Raw genomic sequence first — 22,791 nt, forward strand, 5'->3', positions numbered from 1 at the left:
ATTTCTTAATGGATTTCCTCGTCCTTGCTGCCGAATAGGCATATATGCTCTGTACATATGCCTGTATTACCCAATAGATTGCAGCCATTCGCCAATACCTCTTCTTTCATTAAAGAGGAATATAATAATGAGCAGCTGCCTACAGTTAAAATTTCAATGGTCACCAATAAAAAAAGCCCAACCGGTAGAAGTTCTACCGATCAGACTGTTTTGCCAGCTGCTGCAAAGCCCAGTTTCTTGAGCAGCGGAATCACTTGAAGTTTCTCTTCATGGTTCAATCCGGCCATCGCATTTTGAATGACTTTCTTGTGTCCGGCAAAAATGCTCTCAAAGAAATCTTTGCCCTCCTGAGTCAGTTCCGCGAAAATAACGCGACGATCTTCCTCACAGGCTCTGCGGCACAGCATATTTTTCTTTTCCAGTTTATCCACCACATACGTGATATTCCCGCTGGAGATCAGTACTTTCTCTCCGATCTTTTGCAGCGGTTGGGATGTCTCGCTATGATACAGGAAATCCAGTACCCCGAATTCGGTAGGATTCAGCCCGTAGCTCTGAATATCACGGTGAATATGAGTCATAATCGACTGATACGTACGGGATAACACTATTAATAAATGAAGGGATTCCTTCTCCTCCATATCATCCTTGTTCAGAATACTGCTGTTTATTTCGGCTTCCATTATGCTTCCTCCTCTCTATTGAAGATGGCCAGAATTACACTGCACCTTCCCCATGAGTATATAAGAGCGCCTGCAAGAGTTCTTCTTTATTAATAAATAAAGAATACGAACTAACTGTACAGACGCTACCTATTTTAACATATCACTTGCTTATTGCCTAAATTTTATTAAACCGTTACTTAGAAACCTTTTGCAGTTTCAGCCGCTTTTTCCAGACCTTCAGCAACGATTTGCTGGGAACGGTCAGGGAATGCATTATGACCTTCAATAATGAACTTCTCAACATCAGTGATGCCCCAGAAACCGAGCAGTGTGCGTACATATCTGACAGCCAGTTCAATGTCTGCGCCAGGACCTTCGGAATAAACGCCGCCACTTGCGTGCAGCAGCATTACTTTTTTACCGCCAGCCAGTCCTACAGGACCTTCCGGAGTGTATTTGAATGTTTTGCCTGCCTGTGACAGATAGTCGAAGTACGTGTGCAGTACAGCCGGAACAGTGAAGTTCCACAGCGGGAAGGCAATAACGATTTTCTCGGCAGCCAGGAACTGGTTCATGTAGCGGTTGATGCGGTCTACAGCAGCCTGTTCTTCAAGAGTCACTTCCATACCTTGGGAAGCCTTGAAGTTGGCACCTAGTACGAATGCATCATAGTAAGGAGGGTTCTCTGCGAACAGATCCAGTTCTTCCACTTCATCCTGTGGATGAGCTGCCTTGTAGCTGTTGAGGAATGCTTCGTACAATTGAACACTCACTGCCTGATCAGCAGGTCGGTTGTTTGCTTTTACAAATAATACTTTGGACATATTCGATTCTCTCCTTTATTTTCACGAAAATTATTAATTAGTAAATCTTAATTTAAAGATAGTGTAAAATCAGTTCTTTGTCAACTAAAGATTTTCACTTTAAGATATAATTCGTAAATATAAAAATACCTTCCGATGCAGGACGCTTCAAAGCGACTCTATCGGAAGGTGTTTTTAATTTCAAAATATTATTGCTGCCATCAGGTTACTTTTCATTATAAATTAGCTGGATATATCCGATATACAACTTGTACTCCGGCCGCTTTATTTACTTGCCCGCACGCAGAATTTCTATCGTACCGCTGTTATAGGCGATAACCGCTGTCGTAGCCATACCGATAAATAGCCCGTTATCAACGACGCCGGGAATATTATTCAGCTGACGATGCATACGCGCCGGGTTCAAGATTTCCTTGAAATGACAGTCTACCGTATAGTTCCCGTTGTCCGTGATGAACACTTCGCCCGATTCCGTTTTGCGCAGCACCGGTGTACAGCCCATACTTGCCAGCTTTTCAATCGTCCATTCATGGGCAAAAGTAACAACTTCAACCGGCAGGGGGAATGCACCCAGACGTTTGACCACTTTGTTATCTCCGGCCACAATCATCACCTGGCGGCTGCGTGCAGCGACAATCTTCTCACGCAGCAGTGCTCCACCGCCGCCTTTGATCAGATTCAAATCCGGATCTACTTCGTCGGCTCCGTCAATTGTCAGATCAATCTGTCCTACTTCACCGAAAGGAATAATGGGAATCGACATTTCTTTTGCCAGTTTTTCCGATTCAACCGATGTGGCTACCGCCTTGATATGTAAGCCCTGTTGTACGCGTTCTCCAAGTTTGCGAATGGCGTACACCGCTGTTGAACCGGTACCCAGTCCAACCATCATACCGTCTTCTACCCAATCGACTGCTTTTTCTGCAGCCAGCTGCTTGATATTCATGTTAACGTTTCACTCCATCACTCAAATTTGTATAATAGTGCTTGCTCGTGATTATCATGCATTTATCTGCAAATGCAGCTCGCTCATCCATGGATTTCATGGATCATTTGAACTATACTAGGGACTGGTGAATATACACTGTCCAATCCTGCCGATTCACAATTCAAAGGAGCCACTCATATGCGAACCGAAGACCAGATTAAATCCAAGCTGGGCGAATTGAACACGCAAAAAAGAAATCTGCAAGCCCGCCTCTCCACCTTGACGCCGGAAGCTGCGGCGTACACTTCCCTGAACGAACAACTGGCAAGAATCAATGACATGACCACAATGCTGGAATGGGTGCTGGACCAGCCCCAGGGCAAATACCACACCTGATTTGTTCTACGATATATTTTATCCCATGTAAATCAGAATTACAAAATCAATTTAAAGCAGTTCATACCGATCATTTATATTTAACGGTTTGATTCCAGAAAACCAGCTATACTTTAATAGTCTAAAAAGACCATGCTTTTAGAACTATTCAACTCTTGCAAAATAAATTTATTCTATGCTATAACATATCCAGCAACAATTTCCGACATATTATTTTGTGCACATCACCTACATGTCCATCCTTTTCTTGGAAATCAAGGCATTCATGTAAATCATTGTTTAATCACCAATGGTTCAAAATACCTAATAGACTTAACTGGTATTGGATCTGTATCATCACACACCATGGTTATGAAGTCTCTTTAATACAGGAGACATTGTTATATTTGATTTTATTACCTTAAACAGGAGTGAAGAGCATTGAAGAAAATAGGCAGATTGTCCTTTTTCACGAAAAACTTACTAATCTCGGCAATTAACATTTTACTTATCGGTGTTATTTTGCTGGTCAGCAGTTACTTTACACAGAAGACGATTCTGATCGATCAGCTGCATGGACAGATTCAGGCAGTAACCGATACCTTTGCACAGGGAATCACATCTCAGCAAGTCCAACAAGCCATGGCGGAAAAAAGTTACGAAGGTGCTACACAAAGCGAGCTTCGTTCCTACCTCGATAATGTCAATAAATACAACCCTAATATCGCACAAGCCTATGTATTCGGCACAGAACTTGCCAATGGCAATCAAACTTCTCTCGTCGCTGTACCAACCAAGCTGATGGAAGCCCTCAAAGAAGGAAAAATGAATATGGGTGACCTGTACGAGCAGCCGGAGACAATCGTTGATGGTGTCAAAGAAATGATGGCAACTGGCCAGACTACATTTACAAGCTTCTACTCTGATGACTTTGGACTCTGGACCACCATCCTGTATCCAATCAAAAACGCCAACGGTGAAATTTTCGCTTACTTTGGCGTCGATGCCGATGCAAGTGCAGTACCTGAAGGTCTTCATCAGCTGCTGGTTCGTGGTGTTACCATTATGGTTATCTTCCTGATCCTGATCTTCCTGATACAATTCTTCATCGTACGCAGAACACTCGCTCCAATCCGCGAACTGATCCGTGGTATTGAAGAAGTCAGCAAAGGGAATCTCGATATTCATATCAAGACCGGCGAAGATGATCTCGGCGTTATCAATCATAAGTTTAATGAAATGGTCGCCAAGATGAACGGTGTTATCCTTAACGTTCAATCCGCTTCGAAGCAGGTTACCGAATCCGCGAAGATGCTGATGGATAGCGCATCCGATCACAGCAGCCGTTCCCTGACCCTGATCTCCAATATTCAGGAAATTGCCGACGGCATGAAATATCAGGAATCCGCTACTGAAGATACAGCCAAATCCATGACGGAAGTATCTACCGTTATTCATACCATCGCCCGCAACTCCTCCAATGTATCGGATGAAGCGTATGCGATGGAACAGAAATCTGCCAAAGGTAATGAAGTGGTTACCGAAGTCACCAACCAGATGACTCTGATCTCCGAATCCGTACACGAGACTGCCAAAGCCGTTGAACTGCTGGAAAGCCGTTCTCAGGAAATCGGCAATATTCTCGGTATCATTACCGGAATCTCCGGTCAGACCAACCTGCTCGCTCTGAACGCATCGATCGAAGCTGCCCGTGTTGGTGAACATGGCAAAGGCTTTGCCGTAGTTGCCGGTGAAGTCCGCAAATTGGCAGAACAGTCTGCTGAATCTGCTAACCAGATCAGTTCCCTGATCGCCGAAATTCAGACAGAGATCCAAAATGCCGTAACTTCCATGAAAAAAGGTACGCTTGAAGTGGAACAAGGGATGTCTATTGCTAACCAAACTGGCGAACTGTTTGCCGATATTCACGATGCTACCAAGAAAGTAACCGAACAAATTCAGGACATTTCCAGTGCTACTCAGCAAATCTCGGCGGGTACGGAAGAAATGGCCGCTACAACGGAAAATCTGAAATCCACAGCAGCTGCAGCGGCGGCTAATAGCGCCAAAGTATCCAAACATGTGGAAAGTCAAAAAGCCACTGTTGTATCTACATCCGATGCAGCCAACCAGCTGTCTACGATGGCAGAGCAGCTGCAGGAATTGATTTCTCACTTCCATGTACGCAAAGTCGATTAATTATTGCTGAATCTGCCATAGCCTGAAAAGAATGCCCTCCATGAATTTGATGGAAGGCATTTCTTTTCACGGCCTACTGGCTATATAAATAATATACCTGTACAACCATGTCTATAGTTCGTTCATATTATTGCATTACAACAACTGTGCTTTCTCATTGCACAGATTTGTTCAAACCAAGGAGAGATTATCATGTCCCAACCGGAAATTGCGAATCTACTAACTACTTCGACCCAGCTGCCAGCTCTACAGATTCCGCTGGACAACTCCAGACAATGGCAGAAAGACACGTTTGCGATCCATCGCTTTGATCTGGGCCAGTCTATTGCTGATTATATCCACCAGCTGACCGATCCCCTCAAAAAAGAAGCGTTTTTGCTAACTGGCTATCTGGCCTGGATTCACCGTATGTCTGCAGAACATGAGGCTTCCGCTTTATTCGCCTCCGCCAGCGGTACTTTTCCTGTAACGGCATCCTTTGAAGAGTCACTGGACTTTCAGCAAATGGTCGAGCAAGTGTATGATCAGCTTGCTGGTGAGAAATCACCCGCTCCGGTACAAAGTGAAACGGTATTCAGCCTCGGCTTGACGATTCCGGCTCAACCTGGCCAGCTCATTAACTGGGCAATTGAAGAAAGTCCTTCCTCACTGACTGTTGTTATTGAATATAATGATTCGCTGTTCAAACCAGCGACGATCGCACGCTTCTCCGCCTATTATGTACGTCTGCTTGAAGGTCTGATTACCCAGCCGCAGCAGCCGGTAGGTGCAGTAAATATACTCAGTGTGGAAGATGAAGTACTGTATGCCGCATTAAACAACACCGATGCACCTTATCAAGAATCCCAGACCTATCACGGATCCTTTGAGCAGGCAGCGTATCAGTATCCTGATCGTCCGGCCGTGAGTTTCCGGGATACTATTTATACCTACCGCCAGTTGAATGAAAAGGCCAATCAGATAGCTCATTTACTGCTCAATCAGGGACTGCAAAAAGGGGAATTTGTTACCATGTTCCTCGACCGCAGCCTATACAGTGTCATCAGCCTGCTTGGAATTATGAAAGCTGGAGGCGTATATGTTCCTGTCGATCCGTCCCATCCGGATGATCGCAACCATTATATTATGCAGGATACCCGCTCTGCATTTGTCGTAACCCAGCATGACCACTACAACAAAGTCCATGAACTGGCAGCCGGTATTGCTGCCATGCGCGGCATTATCAGCATTGAATATGTGAATTCTGCAGCAGCTTCCGAAGTACTGCATAATCCCGATGTAGATGTGCAGCCGGATGATCTGGCTTATGTTATATATACTTCCGGTTCTACCGGCAAACCCAAAGGTACACTGATTGCACACCGCGGCGTGGTGAATCTGGGACAGATTCTCAAAGAACAATTTGCCATTACACCAGAGGACGTTATGGCCCAGTTCGCCAGCTACAGCTTTGACGGATCAGTCTGGGATACGATCGCTCCACTATTCCATGGTGCGCATATGTATATGCTGGATGCAGATGAGCGTGTATCCATCGAGGAATTTGCCACAGCTGTCCAGCGTACGCAATCGACGATCATTACCGCACTGCCGACTGTTTTCTTCAATCAGTTGTCTGCCTATCTGTCGGAAGAAGGATATCGTAAGTTGTCCAGCCTTCGTCTGCTCGCTGTAGCCGGCGAAGCACTGTACGGAGAACGAGTTCGTGCTTTCCAGCAGAACTTTGGCGCGCCGGTTCAGGTCGTGAATGCCTATGGACCTACCGAATGTACAGTCTGCGCAACCATGCACAAGGTCAGCGAGCTGCTGCCTGAAGATGTGGTCAATGTGCCAATTGGACGTCCAATCCACAACTATCAAATCTATATCATGAATGAGCATCGGCAGCTGGCTCCTGTAGGTGTACCGGGTGAAATGTATATTTCCACCATCGGTATCGCCAGAGGTTATCTGAATCAGCCGGATAAGACGGCGGCGGCTTTCCTGCCTCATCCTGAACGCAAAAATGAACTTCTGTACCGCTCGGGTGATCTGGCGAAACTGCTGTCCGACGGAACGATTGAATATGTAGGCCGTAGTGATTCGCAGATCAAGATCCGCGGACACCGTATCGAGATTGGGGAGATCGAGGATAACCTCAACAAATACGAAAGTATCCAGGATGCTGTCGTCGTTGCCAAAAAAGACAGTTCCAATCAGAACATGCTAGTCGCTTACTTTACTACCCGGGATGGTAGCCTGCTGTCACCAGCCGTGATCAAGCAGTTCCTGGCTGACCGGCTGCCTTCCTATTTTGTACCGCGCTTTGTCTGTCAGCTGGACGAAATGCCGATTTCTCCAACCGGCAAAGCCGAGCGCAAAAAGCTGATCGCCTATCCGAATACGGAAGTACAGGAACAGCCGGCAGGCTATGTGGCCCCGCAAAATGAAACCGAGCAGCGGATCGCCGATGCCTGGGCACAGGTACTGAACAAGCAGGAGATTGGCATTCACGATGACTTCTTCTCGATCGGTGGCGACTCCCTGCATGTCATTCATGTGCTGGTGCTGCTCAAGCCGCATTATCCAAGCCTGAAAATTGCCGACTTCTTTGAACACAAAACGATTGCAGGTCTCGCCATCTGTGCATCCCAGCAGCAGTCTGCCGAACCACCGAATGTGGAAGCTCTTCCGGTTAGAGAACTGACGGATCTGGTCGAATACCCCGAGACTGTCAAAGGTGCGGCTCTTCCGTCCCTTCGTCCTGCTTCCAATGTGCTTATTACCGGAGCAACCGGCTATCTCGGCTCTTATCTGCTGTTCGAACTGCTGCAGCAAAGCGATGCTCATGTCTACGCTCTTGTACGCAGATCAGGTAACGCCAGCAGCATGAATCGTCTCAAGTCCACGATGGAACTGTACTTTGGACGCAGCATTCTGAATAGATTCGAAGAACGGGTAACCGTAGTGGAAGGTGACCTTGAAGCAGCACGCCTCGGTCTGAGTGATTCCGATTACCGGATGCTGACCGAGAAGACCGATGCCATTATTCACAGTGCAGCGGATGTAAGACATTTCGGAGATGCCGAGCAGTTTAAAAAGTCCAACATTCTGTCTACTGCAGAACTGCTGGATATTGCCGCCAAGCGTCCGGGCGTGCGTTTCCATCATATTTCTACCATGGGTATTCCGGAAGATTTGTCTCTTGAAGGCAAATGGGATCAGGTGATCGAACAAGGTTATTTGACAAAAGATCTGCAGGCGACCAACCTTTATACGAACAGCAAGCTGGAAGCGGAAAAGCTGGTTATTGCAGCCGGCGAACGCGGAATTCCAGTTAATATTTACCGTGCCGGCAATCTGTCCAGCCATTCCAACAGCGGCAGCTTCCAGCGCAATATCGACAGCAACGCCATGTACCGTATGATTAAAGCGATGCTTTTGCTTGGCAAAGCACCGGCTGTCGATCAGTGGATGGACTTTACCCCGATCGACTATGCAGGCAAATCGGTGGTTCATCTGGCACTGCAAGAAGATACGGCCGGCCGAATCTTTCACATCTGCAACCCACAGCAGCTTCCTTATAGCGAGCTGATTGCATTGATTAACGAAGCAGGTTATATTGTAGATACTGTGCGTCCGGAAGAATATGCAGCCTGGCTGCTCGATCCGGCAACAACGAAGCCAGCTGAAGCCATGCAGCTCGCGATGGCACAGCTTGAAGGCGACGGTGCCAAGGATTCTCCTTATCGTCTCGCTAATCCTGTAACAGCAGCAATTCTGGAAAAGGCCGGCATTTATTGTGCCGCACCTGATCACCAGTTTATTTCTGCCATGTTAAGCTATGCAGCCAATATCGGGTATTTCCCGGCACCGGCCATGCTGGAGACGGGAACTGTGCAAGTTAACGAAGTTGTTTAACCTCTTTTATTGATTCTATATGATGTATTACAAAAACCCTGGCTGCTTAATGGTCAGGGTTTTTGTATAATATTATTTTGATATATATGTCAAAAGGCTCCTGTTTCTGTACATCTTTGATTCTATTCAACCGAAACTATACATAATACGACAAAATAATACAAATTGGATAATAACTTGTAAATAATGTCGAAAACTATTACTATTAGGTTAGATACTTAGCAATAGTTAGGTTGATATATAACAATTCTTTATGCCTGATTTGATTAAGGAGATAGACTTATGCGACTAATCCAAAAGATGCCTATATGGAAAAAGAATACACTTGCCGCAGTGGTGGCTATTCCATTGCTCTCTGCTTTACTATTGCCTTCCTTCCTGCCTACTCCAGCAGATTCCGGTCCAGCAGCACAGCGTTATCTGGTTGCTTACTCTGATGAAGCCGGCAAGCAGGCGATTAACCGGCTAGCTTACAAAGATGTAACGGTTCTGGATCAGCTTCAGATGGCAGCCATGGATCTGACAGCTGCACAAAAGAATGAGCTGGCCCGTCAGCAGGGAATTACCAGCATTGAACCAAATGAAGTTTATACTTCGGCTGCGCAGGCTTTTGCTCCCAGCGTCAAAACGGTTAGCGTAAAATCCAATGAGCAGGCTTCATGGGGTTATGGCATGATCGATGCGCAGATTCCTTTTAATGCCGGCTATACCGGTAAAGGTGTAAAAGTGGCTATACTGGATACCGGCATTTCTACTCATCGGGAGCTGAAAATTGCCGGTGGCGTATCCGTAGTGGGATATACTTCCTCCTATGCCGATGACAATGGCCACGGAACCTTTATCGCTGGTGTCATTGGTGCACAGGACAATGACTATGGTCTGATCGGAGAAGCGCCTGATGCCCAGATCTATGGTGTGAAAATTCTCGACAGTAAAGGTAACGGTTCTACCGAAAATCTCGCCAAAGGCATTAACTGGGCGATTTTAAATGATATGGACATTGTGAATATGTCGATTGCTTTCCCGCAAAACTCTCCAACTGTACAAAAAATGATCGAGGCTGCTGATGCCAAAGGCATTCTGCTGGTGGCTGCTGCCGGCAACAAAGGTACCGCTGACGCAGCTACCAATACAATCGAATACCCCGCCAAAGCAGCCGATCAAGTTATCGCCGTTACTGCGGTAAATGATACACTGCAGCGTGCAAGCTTCTCTGCCAGCGGCCCGGAAGCGGATGTTGCCGCTCCAGGTGTAGGCATTGTAAGTACAGCCAGCAACGGCAAATACGAGCTACGTGACGGTACATCGGTCGCTGCTCCTTTTGTAACCGGAATGGCTGCCGTTCTCAAGCAGGCTTATCCGAATCTGACGAATACCCAGCTGCGTGATGCCATCGAGAAAAGCAGCATTGACCTGGGAGCGCCAGGCAAAGACAATCTGTATGGCTATGGAATGATCAGCTTCAACCATCTGTTCGATTACTCTATTATCCCGGCTCCCAAGTAAGCTCCTGCTTTTCCTTCACAGATGATGTGAGTGGATGCTGTATACGCTCCAGTGCGATTCTCATCAATATCGGTTATTCCGATATTGATGAGAATCGTTAGTTAAAATAGCTGATAATTATAAATCAAAAAGCTGCCTCCCTCATTGGGAAGCAGCTTTTTGATTATCTCAATATCCCTATTCACTATATTTTAATAGAAACTCATCATCATACAAAGACACTAAATTTCCCCGACAGAGACGTTCCGGCTCATCCACTGCAGTTCGTTATCCAGAATGACATAATCGGTCCAGTTCAGGTCTTCGCCTACCCAGTCATGATATTCCAGCACCTGCCGGTAGAGCAGCTCCAGCGTGCTCTCAGATGGTTCTGTCATCAGTTCACGGATCGTCTTCAGCAGCCGTTCAGGCTTTTTGCGGGCATGCTCCAGCGTATGTATGAGCCATTTGTGCCCGGGGTACAGCATTTCGTTATGGGCTAGAATGAGTCTGCCACCGAACAGCACCATGTTCATTACCGACTGACGCAGCAGATACGGCTCATCCGTTATCAATGCTTTGCGGCATTCCTGATACCAGGCTTCGAATTGTGCATAGAACCGGTTGATATTGTCCTGCTTCTGCTGCAAGGGATATTCGGTAATATCATTAATCCGGTTCCGCAGATCAGCCAACCGGGAAAATACAATAACGACGCCCATAAAAGCGAAGCGTGCAGGTTCACTGCCGAATCGTGCGACTTTGTCCATATAACCGGGTGAAATATACCGCCCTGTTACCATCTGACCTACTGCTCCGGTACTCCCCATCCCCCGGTAATGCAGAGAACCTCTCTGCAGACGCTGCTCGAACTCCTCATCCGTTATGATAATCATGGCTTCCATCCCTGCCGATGCACCAGTATTACTGTATATTTCAGTGCCTCCCAGCAAAACGCCCAATACCGAAGGATCGTTTTGCAGCTGCTCACTCCATTTCGATAAATAACCTGAAAAGATACTCATAAGACCCTCCTTTTATCCAACACTTAATTGATAATGATTATCATTATTAATTATTGAATTCATTTTATATGAACTCTTCCTATTTTGGCAAGGGATTGTGAGCAGAATGTGTCTGCTTCGGTAGAGGCCTGTTGATATTCTGTAACAAAAATGGCTTGATCAACAGCAAACAGGCCCTATTATCATGGATAAGGCCTGCGGGATCACAGAGTGTTTATTTGTCACTGCTTATTACTGTTAATCGGTATAGCTGAAGCCAGACGAGGATCAGGCTTTCGGATGGATCATTTTGGATGGATCGACATACTCGTCGAACTGCTCCTCGGTCAGCAGACCGCTTTGCAGCGCCGCTTCTTTGAGAGACAATCCTTCTTTATGAGCATGTTTGGCGATTTTGGCCGCATTTTCATAACCGATATGCGGATTAAGCGCCGTGACCAGCATCAGGGAGTTATCCAGATTGTGCTGAATCTGATCGATATTCGCTTCGATTCCAACCGCACAATGATCGTTAAACGATATGATCGAATCCGCCAGCAGCTGCACGGATTGCAGGAAGTTATAAATGATGACCGGCTTAAACACATTCAGTTCAAAGTTACCCTGACTGGCTGCAAAGCCGATCGTCGCGTCATTACCCATAACCTGGGTAACCACCATGGTCATCGCCTCGGATTGCGTCGGATTGACCTTGCCCGGCATGATGGAGCTGCCCGGCTCATTGGCAGGGATCGTCAGCTCGCCCAGACCGCTGCGCGGTCCGCTTGCCAACCAGCGTACATCGTTGGCAATCTTCATCAGATCGGCTGCCAGTGCCTTCAGGGCGCCGTGAGCATACACCACTTCATCATGACTGGTCAGCGCATGGAACTTGTTTGGCGCCGAGACGAACAACTTGCCGGTCAGCTCGGAGATATTGGCCGCTACCAGGCGTCCAAAGTCCGGATGAGCGTTAATGCCTGTACCCACGGCAGTACCGCCAATCGCCAGTTCCTTCATTTCTGCGGTACTGGTATTGATCATGCGGCTGCTCTTGTGCAGCATCGTCTCCCAGCCGCTGATTTCCTGACCGAGTGTCAGCGGAGTCGCGTCCTGCAGATGGGTACGTCCTATTTTGATCAGGTCCTTGAACTCATTGGACTTCTGCTGGAACGTCTCCTGCAGGCGTGCAATCGCGGGCAGCAGTACATCCTCGACCGCGAGTACGCCTGCGACATGCAGTGCTGTCGGGAATGTATCATTGGAGCTCTGGGACATATTGACATCATCATTGGGATGAAGTCGTTCCGACTTGCCCGCTTCCTCCAGCAGCTGGTTACCGCGATGGGCGATGACTTCATTGACGTTCATATTGGACTGGGTGCCGCTGCCTGTCTGCCATACGACGAGCGGGAAGTGCTCGTCCCATTTCCCGGTCAGGATCTCATCAGCTGCTTTGACGATGGCGTCGGCTTTGTCTGCAGACAGTTTGCCCAGCTTTTCATTCGCCAGAGCGGCGCTTTTCTTGAGAATGGCAAATGCATAAATTACCTGAATCGGCATCCGTTCGCCGCCGATTTTGAAATTTTCCTTACTGCGCTGTGTCTGTGCTCCCCATAATTTATCAGCAGGGACATTAATTTCACCAATTGTATCCTTCTCCACACGGTATTCCACTTGAGTGAATCCTCCTTTGGATCGAATCATCTGTAATTGTTGTCATCATTTTACTTATTGAGCCCTTATAATTGTAACGCTTACATGCCCTAAAAATCCACCAATTTTGTATAAATGTTACCGTTTGATGATCTCCGGCAGGCTGCAAAATCACTGCATCTTGCCTGCTCCCCTTTTGCATGTACATTTTGGCCGTGATCCGGCCTATTCAGGTACACACCAGTCAATCGGCTCCATCCCCTGAGATTGCAGAAATTCATTGACCCGCGAAAAAGGACGGCTGCCGAAAAAGCCGCGATGGGCAGACAATGGACTCGGATGCGGCGACGTAATTACAAAATGCCTGTTTCGGTCGATATTGGCTCCCTTGCGCTGGGAATGACTGCCCCACAGGATAAATACCGCCGGCGTCTCCCGCTCATTGACCACTTCCACGACACGATCTGTAAAAGCTTCCCAGCCTTTGTTCTGATGCGAGGCGGCCTGTCCCCTGCGTACCGTGAGTACGGCATTCAGCAGCAGTACGCCCTGCTCCGCCCAGTGGATCAGCGAGCCGTGCGAGGGCACCGGACAGCCCAGATCGTCATGCAGCTCCTGATAAATATTATGTAGAGATGGCGGTACAGCCACACCAGGCTTGACCGAGAAGCTTAATCCATGCGCCTGTCCCGGTCCATGATAAGGGTCCTGCCCCAGAATGACCACACGTGTCGAAGCCAAGGACGTATAGTGCAGCGCATTGTAGATATCATACATATCCGGATAAACCGTCTGGGTGCGGTATTCCTGAGCCAGAAATTGCCGCAGCTTCATATAATAAGGCTTATGCAGTTCCGGCTCCAGCACATCCGCCCAGTCATTGCGAAAGATTGCTTTGCTCATGCTTGTACTCCTTTGCTGTGCAGATTGCAGATGACAGGATATGGGATTCTTCTATGTATTATTAAAACATATCTGTACAGGCACAGACAAACAGCCCTTTCTGCGCCAGAAAGGGCTGCTCTTGTATGATTCGGATGAGATTACAGACGGGATTTGAGGAAAGTGTCCATGAACTTTTTGAAATCACGGCTCACGGTATTCAGATTGCTGACCACTTCACTGAATTCATTGACCAGCTGTGCCTGTTCGTTGGAGGATACGGCGATCGCAGATATTTCTTTTTCCATTTGTAAAATAGACTGCTGTACGCCGCCGAGTGAGCTTTCAATATTTTGAGTGGCATTTTTGGTGTCGACAGACAACTTGCGTACTTCGGAAGCTACTACGCCAAATCCGGCTCCTGCTTCACCGACACGAGCAGCTTCAATTGCAGCATTCAGTCCAAGCAGGTTGGTCTGTTCGGAGATTTCACGGATAAATCCGGCTACCTGATTGACTTCTTTGGAGTTCTCTACCGCTTTGCTTGTATTGCTCTGAATTTCCGCAGTCGTCGCGGACAGCTGCTGTGATTGTGCAGCGATCAGCTGAACCATATCACTGAGCTGGTTGCTGATTTTCTCGATTTCTACGGTTACATTGGACATAAAGTCATTATGCTGCAGTGTATAAGCGGACGCGATCGCGCCTACGATATTGCCTTTTTTATCTTTCAGAGGAATGGATGTGGCATCCAGTGCAAAGCCATACGCCGATGCCGGTACACGATTGACGGAGATTTTACCGTTGCGAAGTGCATTATGGAGATTGGGATCATCCGGCGAGATTTTTGTTCCTTTGAGCTTCAGATCGAGTTCTTTGGCTGGTTTGTAATATTTGAATTCTTCAAGATCCGTTACTCCCAGCATCAGATCGTCACCGACCACATGCTCAAAGTACTTCATGCATTCTATAACCATATCCACAATATTCATTTCATAACCAGCAGCAGACTCCTGGGATTCGTTTTTATGATTCATAGCCATCTGTATTCATTCCTCCGTCATTCATGCTTATATAGTATTCAGCTACTGCCTGTTATAAATCGACTCAGGCGATCTTCCTGCTGTTTGAGTTCGATAAAATAGCCCTTAATTTAATTTCGTCCACGCAGGATCATAAATGAATAGCTAAGATATTAAAGTTTAGGATTTTAGTCAGTGTTATCACCTTGTGGATTAGTCGAAAACGACTATGTATATCGCTTTCAATTCTATATAGACAATAAGCAGGTCGTAAGGTCGCCAGATTTTGCAGGACTTTATACGCAGCTATTGAGACACCTATTACAATGCCTTGAATATTTTGCCCTCTTGCCGAACTGTAGTTTTGGTCTCCAAAAGAATATATGAACTTTTTATCATATTGCATTTAGCATACGATAACTCAATTTACATTCCTCTAAATTAAAAATAATAAAAATATTTTTTTACTTCTTTTGAAAGTCTCATTTTGACATTAATAATCGTTTTTTGCTACTATATGTTGATTATATATCCATCTAAAATCAACATATTGGTTTGGTTTTATCTTTGGTTGAATGTAAAGCGCAGGTTAAAAGCAGCTGGACCCATTGTGTGAAGTTTGGAATTGTGGTAAAACCTAAATATAGTAATAATTTTTAAGCAATTTGTACGGACAAATAAACATCCGGTATGGGGTGTACATATGTATGGTAATGGGTAATGTACACATATGCATCTCCCGATAGCGCAGTTGATGATGTCGCTGGCAAGTTGCAATTATGCTTAGGCGCTATACACTATATATATTTAATTAGAGGAGGAAAAGAGAAATGAAATTTTTCTTGGACACAGGTAACATTGAGGAAATCAAACGTATTGCTCGTTTGGGAATCGTAGACGGTGTAACCACTAACCCTTCCCTGATCGCCAAAGAAGGTCGCGTATTTAAAGATGTAATCGACGAGATCTGTGCAATCATCGATGGACCGGTAAGTGCTGAGGTTGTTAGCCTTGACGCTGAAGGTATGTTGAAAGAAGCACACGAAATCGCAAAATGGGCACCAAACATCGTTATCAAACTGCCTATGACTGAAGAAGGTCTGTACGCTTGTAACCAGCTTTCCAAAGAAGGCATCAAAACAAACGTAACCCTGATCTTCACTCCGGCTCAAGGTCTGATGGCTGCCAAAGCTGGCGCTACATTTATCAGCCCATTCGTTGGCCGTCTGGATGATATCGGCATTGATGGCATGCAGCTCATTCGTGACCTGCGTCAGATCCTGGACACTTATGGTCTGGAATCCGAAATCATCGCTGCAAGTATCCGTAACCTGGAGCATGTAAGAGAAGCGGCACTGGCTGGTGCACACATCTCTACAATCCCTGGTACACTGGTACCTTCCCTGTGGAAACACCCACTGACAGACAGCGGTATCGAGCGCTTCCTGAAAGACTGGGAAACTGTTCCACAAGCCAAAGAACAAGTAAAAGAAGAAGCAGGATCCAAATAAAAACATTTTATTTAAAATGTAACTTATTGGAATCTATCTTCCGATATAGTATATATGAAACCACACACCAAAAGCGGGAATCGTAATGATTCTCGCTTTTTCTATTGAAAAATTTAGTTGCATTAATTATAATTGCTATAACATATATTTTATTTAAGATACTTATCATTTAAAATATAAACCTTATTTTGAAAGGAGCTGCAGCATGAAAGAATTGGATTCGATCGGATTCCTGTTGGGCAGCACATATCGCAAAGTGAGTAATATGTTTTCCAGTAGGCTCAAAGAATACGATATTACACCCGAGCAATGGAGCATCCTCTACTACATCTGTGCACGCGAAGGAATGAATCAGAAAGAACTCGCTTCCCACGCCTACAAAGACCAGCCGACAACGGCTCGTATTCTGGATGTGCTTCACCGCAAAAATCTGATCCGCAAAGAAATCGATCCGCATGATCGCCGGGCCTTCCTGGTTTATCCCAATGAAGAAGGCCGCAAGCTGATGGAGAAGGCTCATGAGCTGGAAAAGGAACATAATGAGAAAGTGGCTTCCCTGATGGATCCGGAGCAGATGCAACAGCTGCATGAACTGCTGAGAGAACTCCGTACACGTCTTGAGGACAAATCGAATCATTTGGAATAAAGAATAGAGAAATGGAGAGAAATATACACAATGGAACAATCTGAACGTACCCACCTGACCCAATCAGCGGCAGAAGATCAGGCTGCCCCTGTCGCCCGTCTGTGGACCAAGGAATTTTTGATTCTAACTGCCTGTAATCTGCTTGTTTTTCTGAATCTGCATATGATTCTGTCTTCGCTTCCGCTGTATATGCGCGAGCATTTTCATGCGGGAGATTTTTATGTGAGTCTCTGTACGAGCCTGATGGCGCTGGCTGCTATCATCTCTCGCCTGTTCTCTGCCCGCGCGCTGGAACTGGGCAAGCGTAACGTTATTTTGTTTGGCGGTCTGGCGATTGCGCTGTTCGGCACGGTTGGTTATTACTTTAGTGCCACCATTATCGCCCTGCTCGTGATGCGGGTTATTTTTGGATTTGGTTTCGGGATGTACAGCACCACCTTCCCAACCATGGTCTCGGATATTATCCCTCGCAACCGGATGGGTGAAGGCATGGGATACTTTGGACTGTCTACGACGATCTCGATGTCGATGGGTCCGCTGATCGGGATGTGGATTGAAAAGCAGTACGGGTTCACCCCACTGGTAGCGCTTGGCTCGCTGTTTATCGTTGTTCTGTTCCCGCTGGCGTATAAACTGATCCGCGGACAGAAAAAGCAGGCCCGGCTCAATGAACAAGCTGCTGCTTCTGCCGCCGGATCAGCTGCTGAAGGCGCTGTGCCTGCTACTGCTTCGGCATCCAAACCGGCTGCTTCCAAATTCGAGAAAAAGCTGCTGCTGCCGAGTCTGCTGAACTTCCTCATGTCCCTTACGTACGGTGGATTGGTCAGCTTTATCGCTCTGTTCGGCGGGGAAGCCGGTATCGCCAATCCGGGATACTTCTTCCTGTTCAATGCGCTGGCTGTCGTGCTGATCCGTCCGTTTTCCGGCAAAATCTATGACAGCAAAGGCCCAAAAGCACTCGTCGTACCAGGTGCAGTCATGCTGATCCTCGGTCTGGTGTTCCTGTCTTTTGCCCATTCGACGCTCGGTCTGTTCGGCGCTGCACTGTGTTACGGCATTGGCTGGGGCGCTCTGCAGCCAACGATGCAGACATGGATGATCCAGGTCGTCAATCCGCATCAGCGTGGAATGGCCAACGGTATGTTCCTGAACTCACTGGATCTTGGTGTGGCCCTTGGAGCGATGATTTTGGGCACGGTAGCCAGTATGAGCAGTTATACTTCGATGTACCGCTTCTCAGCGCTGTTTATCGTTATTTATATCGTGATCGGGATTATCTATATGGTCAAAGCGAAAAGCACACCCGGTCAGGAACAAACTGTGCATATCAAAATCAAATAACTACAGCTCCTCCAAAAGTGGCAGCCAAAAACAAAAGGACTTCGCATATTGAAGTCCTTTTGTTTTTGGCGTTTATGGGCATTCATGAAGTTACTTTAAAGCGATATGGATCGCTTTGGTACCGTCTGTGCTGTATTTTTCATAATCCAGTGTATAAGCACGCTGCAGACTGCCTTCTTCTTCCAGCTTCCAGATCGTTTTCCATGCTTTGATCACGCCCTGTTCATCGGCTGCGTCGACCGGGAATACCTGATAAGCGGCTGATTCGTCCACCTGCAAATGATCGGCATCCTCCCCATCTGTCTCTACAGCGATTGTCAGGGAATAGTCACCTTTATAATCGCTTTCATATTCATGATATACGCCGTATACAGCTCCCTGCTGCTGTGCCAGATGTGGCTGGGATGCCTGCCATACTCCTTGGATTTTCTCAAGCATTTGTTCATCCTTGAAATTATTTGTACGTGTGGTTTGAATTTTTTGCAGTCTCATTATAATCTCCTTTTGTGTGCGAACTGGCATTATGACAGGCCCTGCTTATGTAAATGTCTCTGTATGTCTATTATGCATAATGCTTTCATCATTATAGAACGAATGTTCTTTCATTTCAAATTTTACCAGTATCCTTATGTGCGCGATGTATTAAGGATGACAGAAGGACCGATGGGTCGTCTGGATGATATCGGTATCATTTGTTCAATGATTGAAAAAGCCGGCAAGGGCGTATAGACTCCCTAACCGGCTGGGTGCATTATGATATTTACTTACAAGATCATGTCTATCCACCTGTTCGTCTGTTTTCGTACAATCTCGCCTGTTCTGAGGTGAAGATCATTCGGTCCCAGACTATACTTACAGGGTAATCGTAATGTGATTGCTTTCTCCCTTGAAGACCGGTCCTTGTTCACCTGCAGATTGGGATGCACCCTGTACGGAAGCGATATTCTGGATGCCGTGCAGGATGAGAGACCAGTCGGTCAGCGTACCTTCAATAGTAACTTCGATCTGTCCGTTCTGACGTACGGCTGTGACATCGGCTGCTTTGTCTCCGTTCATCTGTACGAGACGGATCGCCGAGCTTTGCCCTTCTTCCAGTCCATAGATATGCAGTTCCACACCATTCGCGTAATCGTAGTCAGGCTTGCTATCTTCCAGACCCATGGCGATGATGCTGCCCGGCTTGACCAGCACCGGCATATTCATATAATCATAAGTCTCATTGTACCAGCGACCACCCTGTACGATCTCGTCTGTCAGCAAGTTCGTCCACTGACCTTCCGGCACGTAGTAGGAAGCGGTGCCTTCTGCATTGAAGATTGGAGCGACCAGCAGAGAATCCCCGAACATATACTGGCGATCCAGTGTATAGGTAGCCGGGTCCTGATAATAATCCAGTACCATCGGACGCATCATTGGCGTACCCTGCTCGGAAGCCGTAACAGCCGCGTCGAACAGGTATGGCATTAAGCGGCATTTCAGCTTGGTGAACTTACGCAGTACGTCGACAGACTCTTCATCGAACAACCATGGCACACGGTACGATTCATTACCGTGCAGACGGCTGTGGGAGGACAGCATACCGAACTGTACCCAGCGTTTGTATACGGCTGGTGCGGCTGTCATCTCGAAGCCGGAGATATCATGACTCCAGAAGCCAAAGCCGGATACCCCGAGGGACAATCCGCCGCGCAGCGATTCGGCCATCGATTCGAAGGTGGACGAACAGTCTCCGCCCCAGTGAACCGGAAACTGCTGTCCGCCGACGGTTGCCGAACGGGCAAACAGTGCCGCTTCATTTTTACCCAGTTTTTCTTCCAGCAGTTCAAAGACCACTTTGTTATACAGGAATGTATAGTAATTGTGCATTTTCACCGGGTCCGAGCCATCGTAGTAGACTACATCGGTCGGAATGCGCTCGCCAAAGTCGGTTTTAAAGGAATCGACACCCTGGTCGATCAGCACTTTCAGCTTGCTCTTGTACCAGTCGACTGCTGCCGGATTGGTAAAATCGACCAGACCCATGCCTGCCTGCCACAGATCCCACTGCCAGACGCTGCCATCCGGACACTTCACCAGATAGCCATTTTCCATGCCTTCGTCGAACAGATAGGATTTCTCGGCGATATATGGGTTGATCCAGGCGCAGATTTTAAGTCCTTTGTCTTTGAGACGCTTGAGCATGCCTTCCGGGTCGGGGAACATGCGCTCATCCCATTTAAAATCACACCACTGGTATTCGCGCATCCAGAAACAGTCAAAATGGAAAACGGATAATGGAAGATCACGTTCAGCCATGCCATCGACAAAATGATTGACCGTTGCTTCATCGTAGTCCGTCGTGAAGGAAGTGGTCAGCCACAGACCGAATGTCCATGCCGGAGGCAATGCCGGCTTGCCGGTCAGCGTCGTGTAGTTATCCAGTACTTCCTTTGGATTACTGCCACCGATAATAAAGTACTCCAGCGTCTCGCCTTCCACACTGAACTGCACTTTGGATACATTCTCGGAAGCGATCTCATAAGAGACTTTCTCCGGATGATTGACGAATACGCCGTATCCTTTGCTGGACAGATAGAACGGGATGTTTTTGTATGCCTGTTCGCTGCTTGTACCGCCGTCTTCGTTCCAGATATCCACGGTCTGGCCATTTTTTACAAAAGGGGTGAACCGCTCGCCAAGACCATAAATGTACTCTCCTACGCCCAATTCCAACTGCTCACGGAAAAAGACGCTGTCTTCCGGTCCCTTGATGTAACCCGGCCCTTTATGTACGCTGCCGGTCAGATGACGTTCATTATAATCGAAGCTGATATTCCAGCCTGTATTTTTGGTAATGGTCGCTTTAAGTGCACCGCTCTGAAAAGACAATGCCTGTTCATCATCCTTAATAGCAATATCATGGTCCAGCTGAGCCAGTTCGAACTGGGGCGCTTTGTTCAAACCGCCTTTGTAGTGATTGAATGTTACTTTGATTACATTGGGAATGGGAGAACTGAGTGTTGCCTTGATGAGTGCACCGTTCAGTGTATCGCCTTTGCGCTCAATACGCTTGGTTGCTGCATATACGGTCACTTCATTATCTTTACGTACGATATCCCGGATATCGACCGGATGCTGCATGTGGTAGCCTTTGCGGATTTGCCAATAACCATCTGTAAATTTCATGAGTTTCTTCCCTCCACTGGAGTGTGTATTTGGTAATCGGATAGTGGTGAACACTTGTGTAATCTTTATCTATGTATAATAATATTGATTAAGAAAGCGCTTTTCTTCTTTTATTTTGATAAATAGTAGCAGGATTTTGATATATCGAGTTACATATGCTGGTTACAACTATCATTATCACTGTACCTATACAGGCAGGGGGCGAATTCACTGAACAGCTTTGAACCCATTCGGGATAAATTAAAGGAAAACCGCATTCACGGCAGCCGGATGTATCCGGTCAGCGTTTATTTTATGGAGGACCTGCAGGAAGAGACAATTCTGGAATGCCACTGGCACGAGGAACCGGAGTTTATTCTGGTTACCGGCGGCAGGGCCATGTTCCAGATTGGCACACAGGCGTATGAAGTCAGTGCGGGGGAAGCGGTATTTGTAAACAGCGGGGAGATTCATACGGCCTATCAGATCGGTAAGGAATCCTGCAGCTTTGCCGCGACGGTCTTTGGCATGTCCCTGCTCAACAGTCCATCTTATGATACGGTGCAGGCCAGCTATCTCGATCCGCTGCTCGGCCGGCAGGTACAGCTGCCTGTCCATCTGACCCGCAATCAGGAATGGCAGGCGGAGATTCTATCGCTGCTGGAGCAGATTATTCATGTGAATGAAGAACGCGGGGCTGCCTTTGAACTGAAGACCAAAGCGTATCTGTATCTGATCATCTCGTTGATGATGGAGCATGTGGATCATCACCCGGTTTCCTTTACCGCTGCCAGTGACAAGATTGAGCGGCTCAAGCTGGTGCTGGGGCACATTCACCAGCAGTATCAGCAGCCGCTGCGGCTTCGCGATCTGGCGGAACTGATCAATATGAGCGAAGGACATTTCTGCCGCTTTTTCAAAAGTCTGACCCAGAAAAGCCCGGTGGATTACATTAACCGTTATCGCACCCAGCAGGCATGCCGACTACTGGAGACAACCGATCGCAAGATCGTCGATATCTCGCTGGAAGTGGGCTTTGACAGTCTTAGTTACTTTATATCGGTGTTCAAGCAGCACCGGGGATGTACGCCTTCGCGGTATCGCAAACAGGTGACTACAGCGACACCGGCGCTTATTACGGAATTGATAGATGTGAATTCCTGAGCATGTATTTTTAAGGAAGTCTTGGTTCGTTGTCTTCGATTCATC

Annotated in this window: 17 protein-coding genes; 8 read left to right on the plus strand and 9 right to left on the minus strand. The window is 47.0% G+C overall.

Features of this window, described 5'->3' with window-relative positions; genetic code table 11:
- Nucleotides 1-200 precede the first annotated feature (200 nt).
- From M1D61_RS14215 to rpiA, 3 genes are all read right to left on the minus strand, one after another.
- The gene (locus M1D61_RS14215; protein ID WP_458119273.1) at nt 201-683 is read right to left on the minus strand and encodes a MarR family winged helix-turn-helix transcriptional regulator; all 483 of its coding nucleotides are present in this window, start codon (nt 681-683) and stop codon (nt 201-203) included.
- 179 nt (nt 684-862) lie between these two features.
- The gene (locus M1D61_RS14220; protein ID WP_458119274.1) at nt 863-1,489 is read right to left on the minus strand and encodes an FMN-dependent NADH-azoreductase; all 627 of its coding nucleotides are present in this window, start codon (nt 1,487-1,489) and stop codon (nt 863-865) included.
- Between the two features lie 268 nt (nt 1,490-1,757).
- Entirely contained in the window at nt 1,758-2,435 is a 678-nt protein-coding gene (gene rpiA / locus M1D61_RS14225; RefSeq protein WP_458119275.1) for a ribose-5-phosphate isomerase RpiA, read from the minus strand.
- Between the two features lie 180 nt (nt 2,436-2,615).
- Between rpiA and M1D61_RS14230 the strand changes: the two genes are divergently transcribed.
- The 4 genes from M1D61_RS14230 to M1D61_RS14245 all read left to right on the plus strand — a co-directional run bounded on the left by M1D61_RS14230 (nt 2,616) and on the right by M1D61_RS14245 (nt 10,397).
- Nucleotides 2,616-2,813: a hypothetical protein gene (locus M1D61_RS14230; protein WP_458119276.1), complete on the plus strand. Its 198-nt coding sequence runs from the start codon at nt 2,616-2,618 to the stop codon at nt 2,811-2,813.
- Nucleotides 2,814-3,233: 420 nt separating this feature from the next.
- Nucleotides 3,234-4,991: a methyl-accepting chemotaxis protein gene (locus M1D61_RS14235; protein WP_458119278.1), complete on the plus strand. Its 1,758-nt coding sequence runs from the start codon at nt 3,234-3,236 to the stop codon at nt 4,989-4,991.
- Between the two features lie 192 nt (nt 4,992-5,183).
- On the plus strand, nt 5,184-8,891 hold the full coding sequence (locus M1D61_RS14240) for a non-ribosomal peptide synthetase family protein (RefSeq protein WP_458119279.1): 3,708 nt from the start codon (nt 5,184-5,186) through the stop codon (nt 8,889-8,891).
- A gap of 282 nt (nt 8,892-9,173) precedes the next feature.
- Entirely contained in the window at nt 9,174-10,397 is a 1,224-nt protein-coding gene (locus M1D61_RS14245; RefSeq protein WP_458119280.1) for a S8 family peptidase, read from the plus strand.
- A gap of 221 nt (nt 10,398-10,618) precedes the next feature.
- Here M1D61_RS14245 and M1D61_RS14250 read toward each other — a convergent pair whose 3' ends face one another.
- The 4 genes from M1D61_RS14250 to M1D61_RS14265 form a co-directional block, all read right to left on the minus strand.
- Nucleotides 10,619-11,401 carry a hypothetical protein gene (locus M1D61_RS14250; RefSeq protein WP_458119281.1) on the minus strand — a complete coding sequence of 261 codons (783 nt, stop codon included), beginning with the start codon at nt 11,399-11,401 and terminating at the stop codon, nt 10,619-10,621.
- A gap of 267 nt (nt 11,402-11,668) precedes the next feature.
- The gene (gene fumC, locus M1D61_RS14255; RefSeq protein ID WP_458119283.1) at nt 11,669-13,057 is read right to left on the minus strand and encodes a class II fumarate hydratase; all 1,389 of its coding nucleotides are present in this window, start codon (nt 13,055-13,057) and stop codon (nt 11,669-11,671) included.
- Between the two features lie 204 nt (nt 13,058-13,261).
- Nucleotides 13,262-13,939 carry a uracil-DNA glycosylase gene (locus tag M1D61_RS14260; protein ID WP_458119285.1) on the minus strand — a complete coding sequence of 226 codons (678 nt, stop codon included), beginning with the start codon at nt 13,937-13,939 and terminating at the stop codon, nt 13,262-13,264.
- A 140-nt stretch (nt 13,940-14,079) separates the two neighbouring features.
- Nucleotides 14,080-14,961, minus strand: coding sequence for a methyl-accepting chemotaxis protein (locus M1D61_RS14265; RefSeq protein WP_458119287.1), 882 nt, complete (start codon nt 14,959-14,961; stop codon nt 14,080-14,082).
- An 809-nt stretch (nt 14,962-15,770) separates the two neighbouring features.
- Between M1D61_RS14265 and fsa the strand changes: the two genes are divergently transcribed.
- The 3 genes from fsa to M1D61_RS14280 all read left to right on the plus strand — a co-directional run bounded on the left by fsa (nt 15,771) and on the right by M1D61_RS14280 (nt 18,438).
- Nucleotides 15,771-16,451, plus strand: coding sequence for a fructose-6-phosphate aldolase (fsa, locus tag M1D61_RS14270; protein ID WP_046215282.1), 681 nt, complete (start codon nt 15,771-15,773; stop codon nt 16,449-16,451).
- Nucleotides 16,452-16,656: 205 nt separating this feature from the next.
- Nucleotides 16,657-17,097, plus strand: a complete 441-nt coding sequence (locus M1D61_RS14275; RefSeq protein ID WP_458119288.1) for a MarR family winged helix-turn-helix transcriptional regulator — start codon at nt 16,657-16,659, stop codon at nt 17,095-17,097.
- Between the two features lie 30 nt (nt 17,098-17,127).
- Complete coding sequence (locus M1D61_RS14280; RefSeq protein ID WP_458119289.1) at nt 17,128-18,438, plus strand: MFS transporter; 1,311 nt, start codon at nt 17,128-17,130, stop codon at nt 18,436-18,438.
- Nucleotides 18,439-18,528: 90 nt separating this feature from the next.
- Here the strand turns inward: M1D61_RS14280 and M1D61_RS14285 are convergent, their stop codons facing one another.
- Nucleotides 18,529-18,930, minus strand: coding sequence for a GyrI-like domain-containing protein (locus tag M1D61_RS14285; protein ID WP_458119291.1), 402 nt, complete (start codon nt 18,928-18,930; stop codon nt 18,529-18,531).
- Between the two features lie 360 nt (nt 18,931-19,290).
- Nucleotides 19,291-21,603 carry an alpha-xylosidase gene (gene yicI, locus M1D61_RS14290; protein ID WP_458119292.1) on the minus strand — a complete coding sequence of 771 codons (2,313 nt, stop codon included), beginning with the start codon at nt 21,601-21,603 and terminating at the stop codon, nt 19,291-19,293.
- Nucleotides 21,604-21,897: 294 nt separating this feature from the next.
- Between yicI and M1D61_RS14295 the strand changes: the two genes are divergently transcribed.
- Nucleotides 21,898-22,746 (plus strand): AraC family transcriptional regulator, encoded by an 849-nt coding sequence (locus tag M1D61_RS14295; protein ID WP_458119294.1) that lies wholly within the window; start codon nt 21,898-21,900, stop codon nt 22,744-22,746.
- The last annotated feature ends 45 nt before the right edge of the window (nt 22,747-22,791 follow it).

The organism is Paenibacillus sp. Z6-24 (assembly GCF_054161335.1).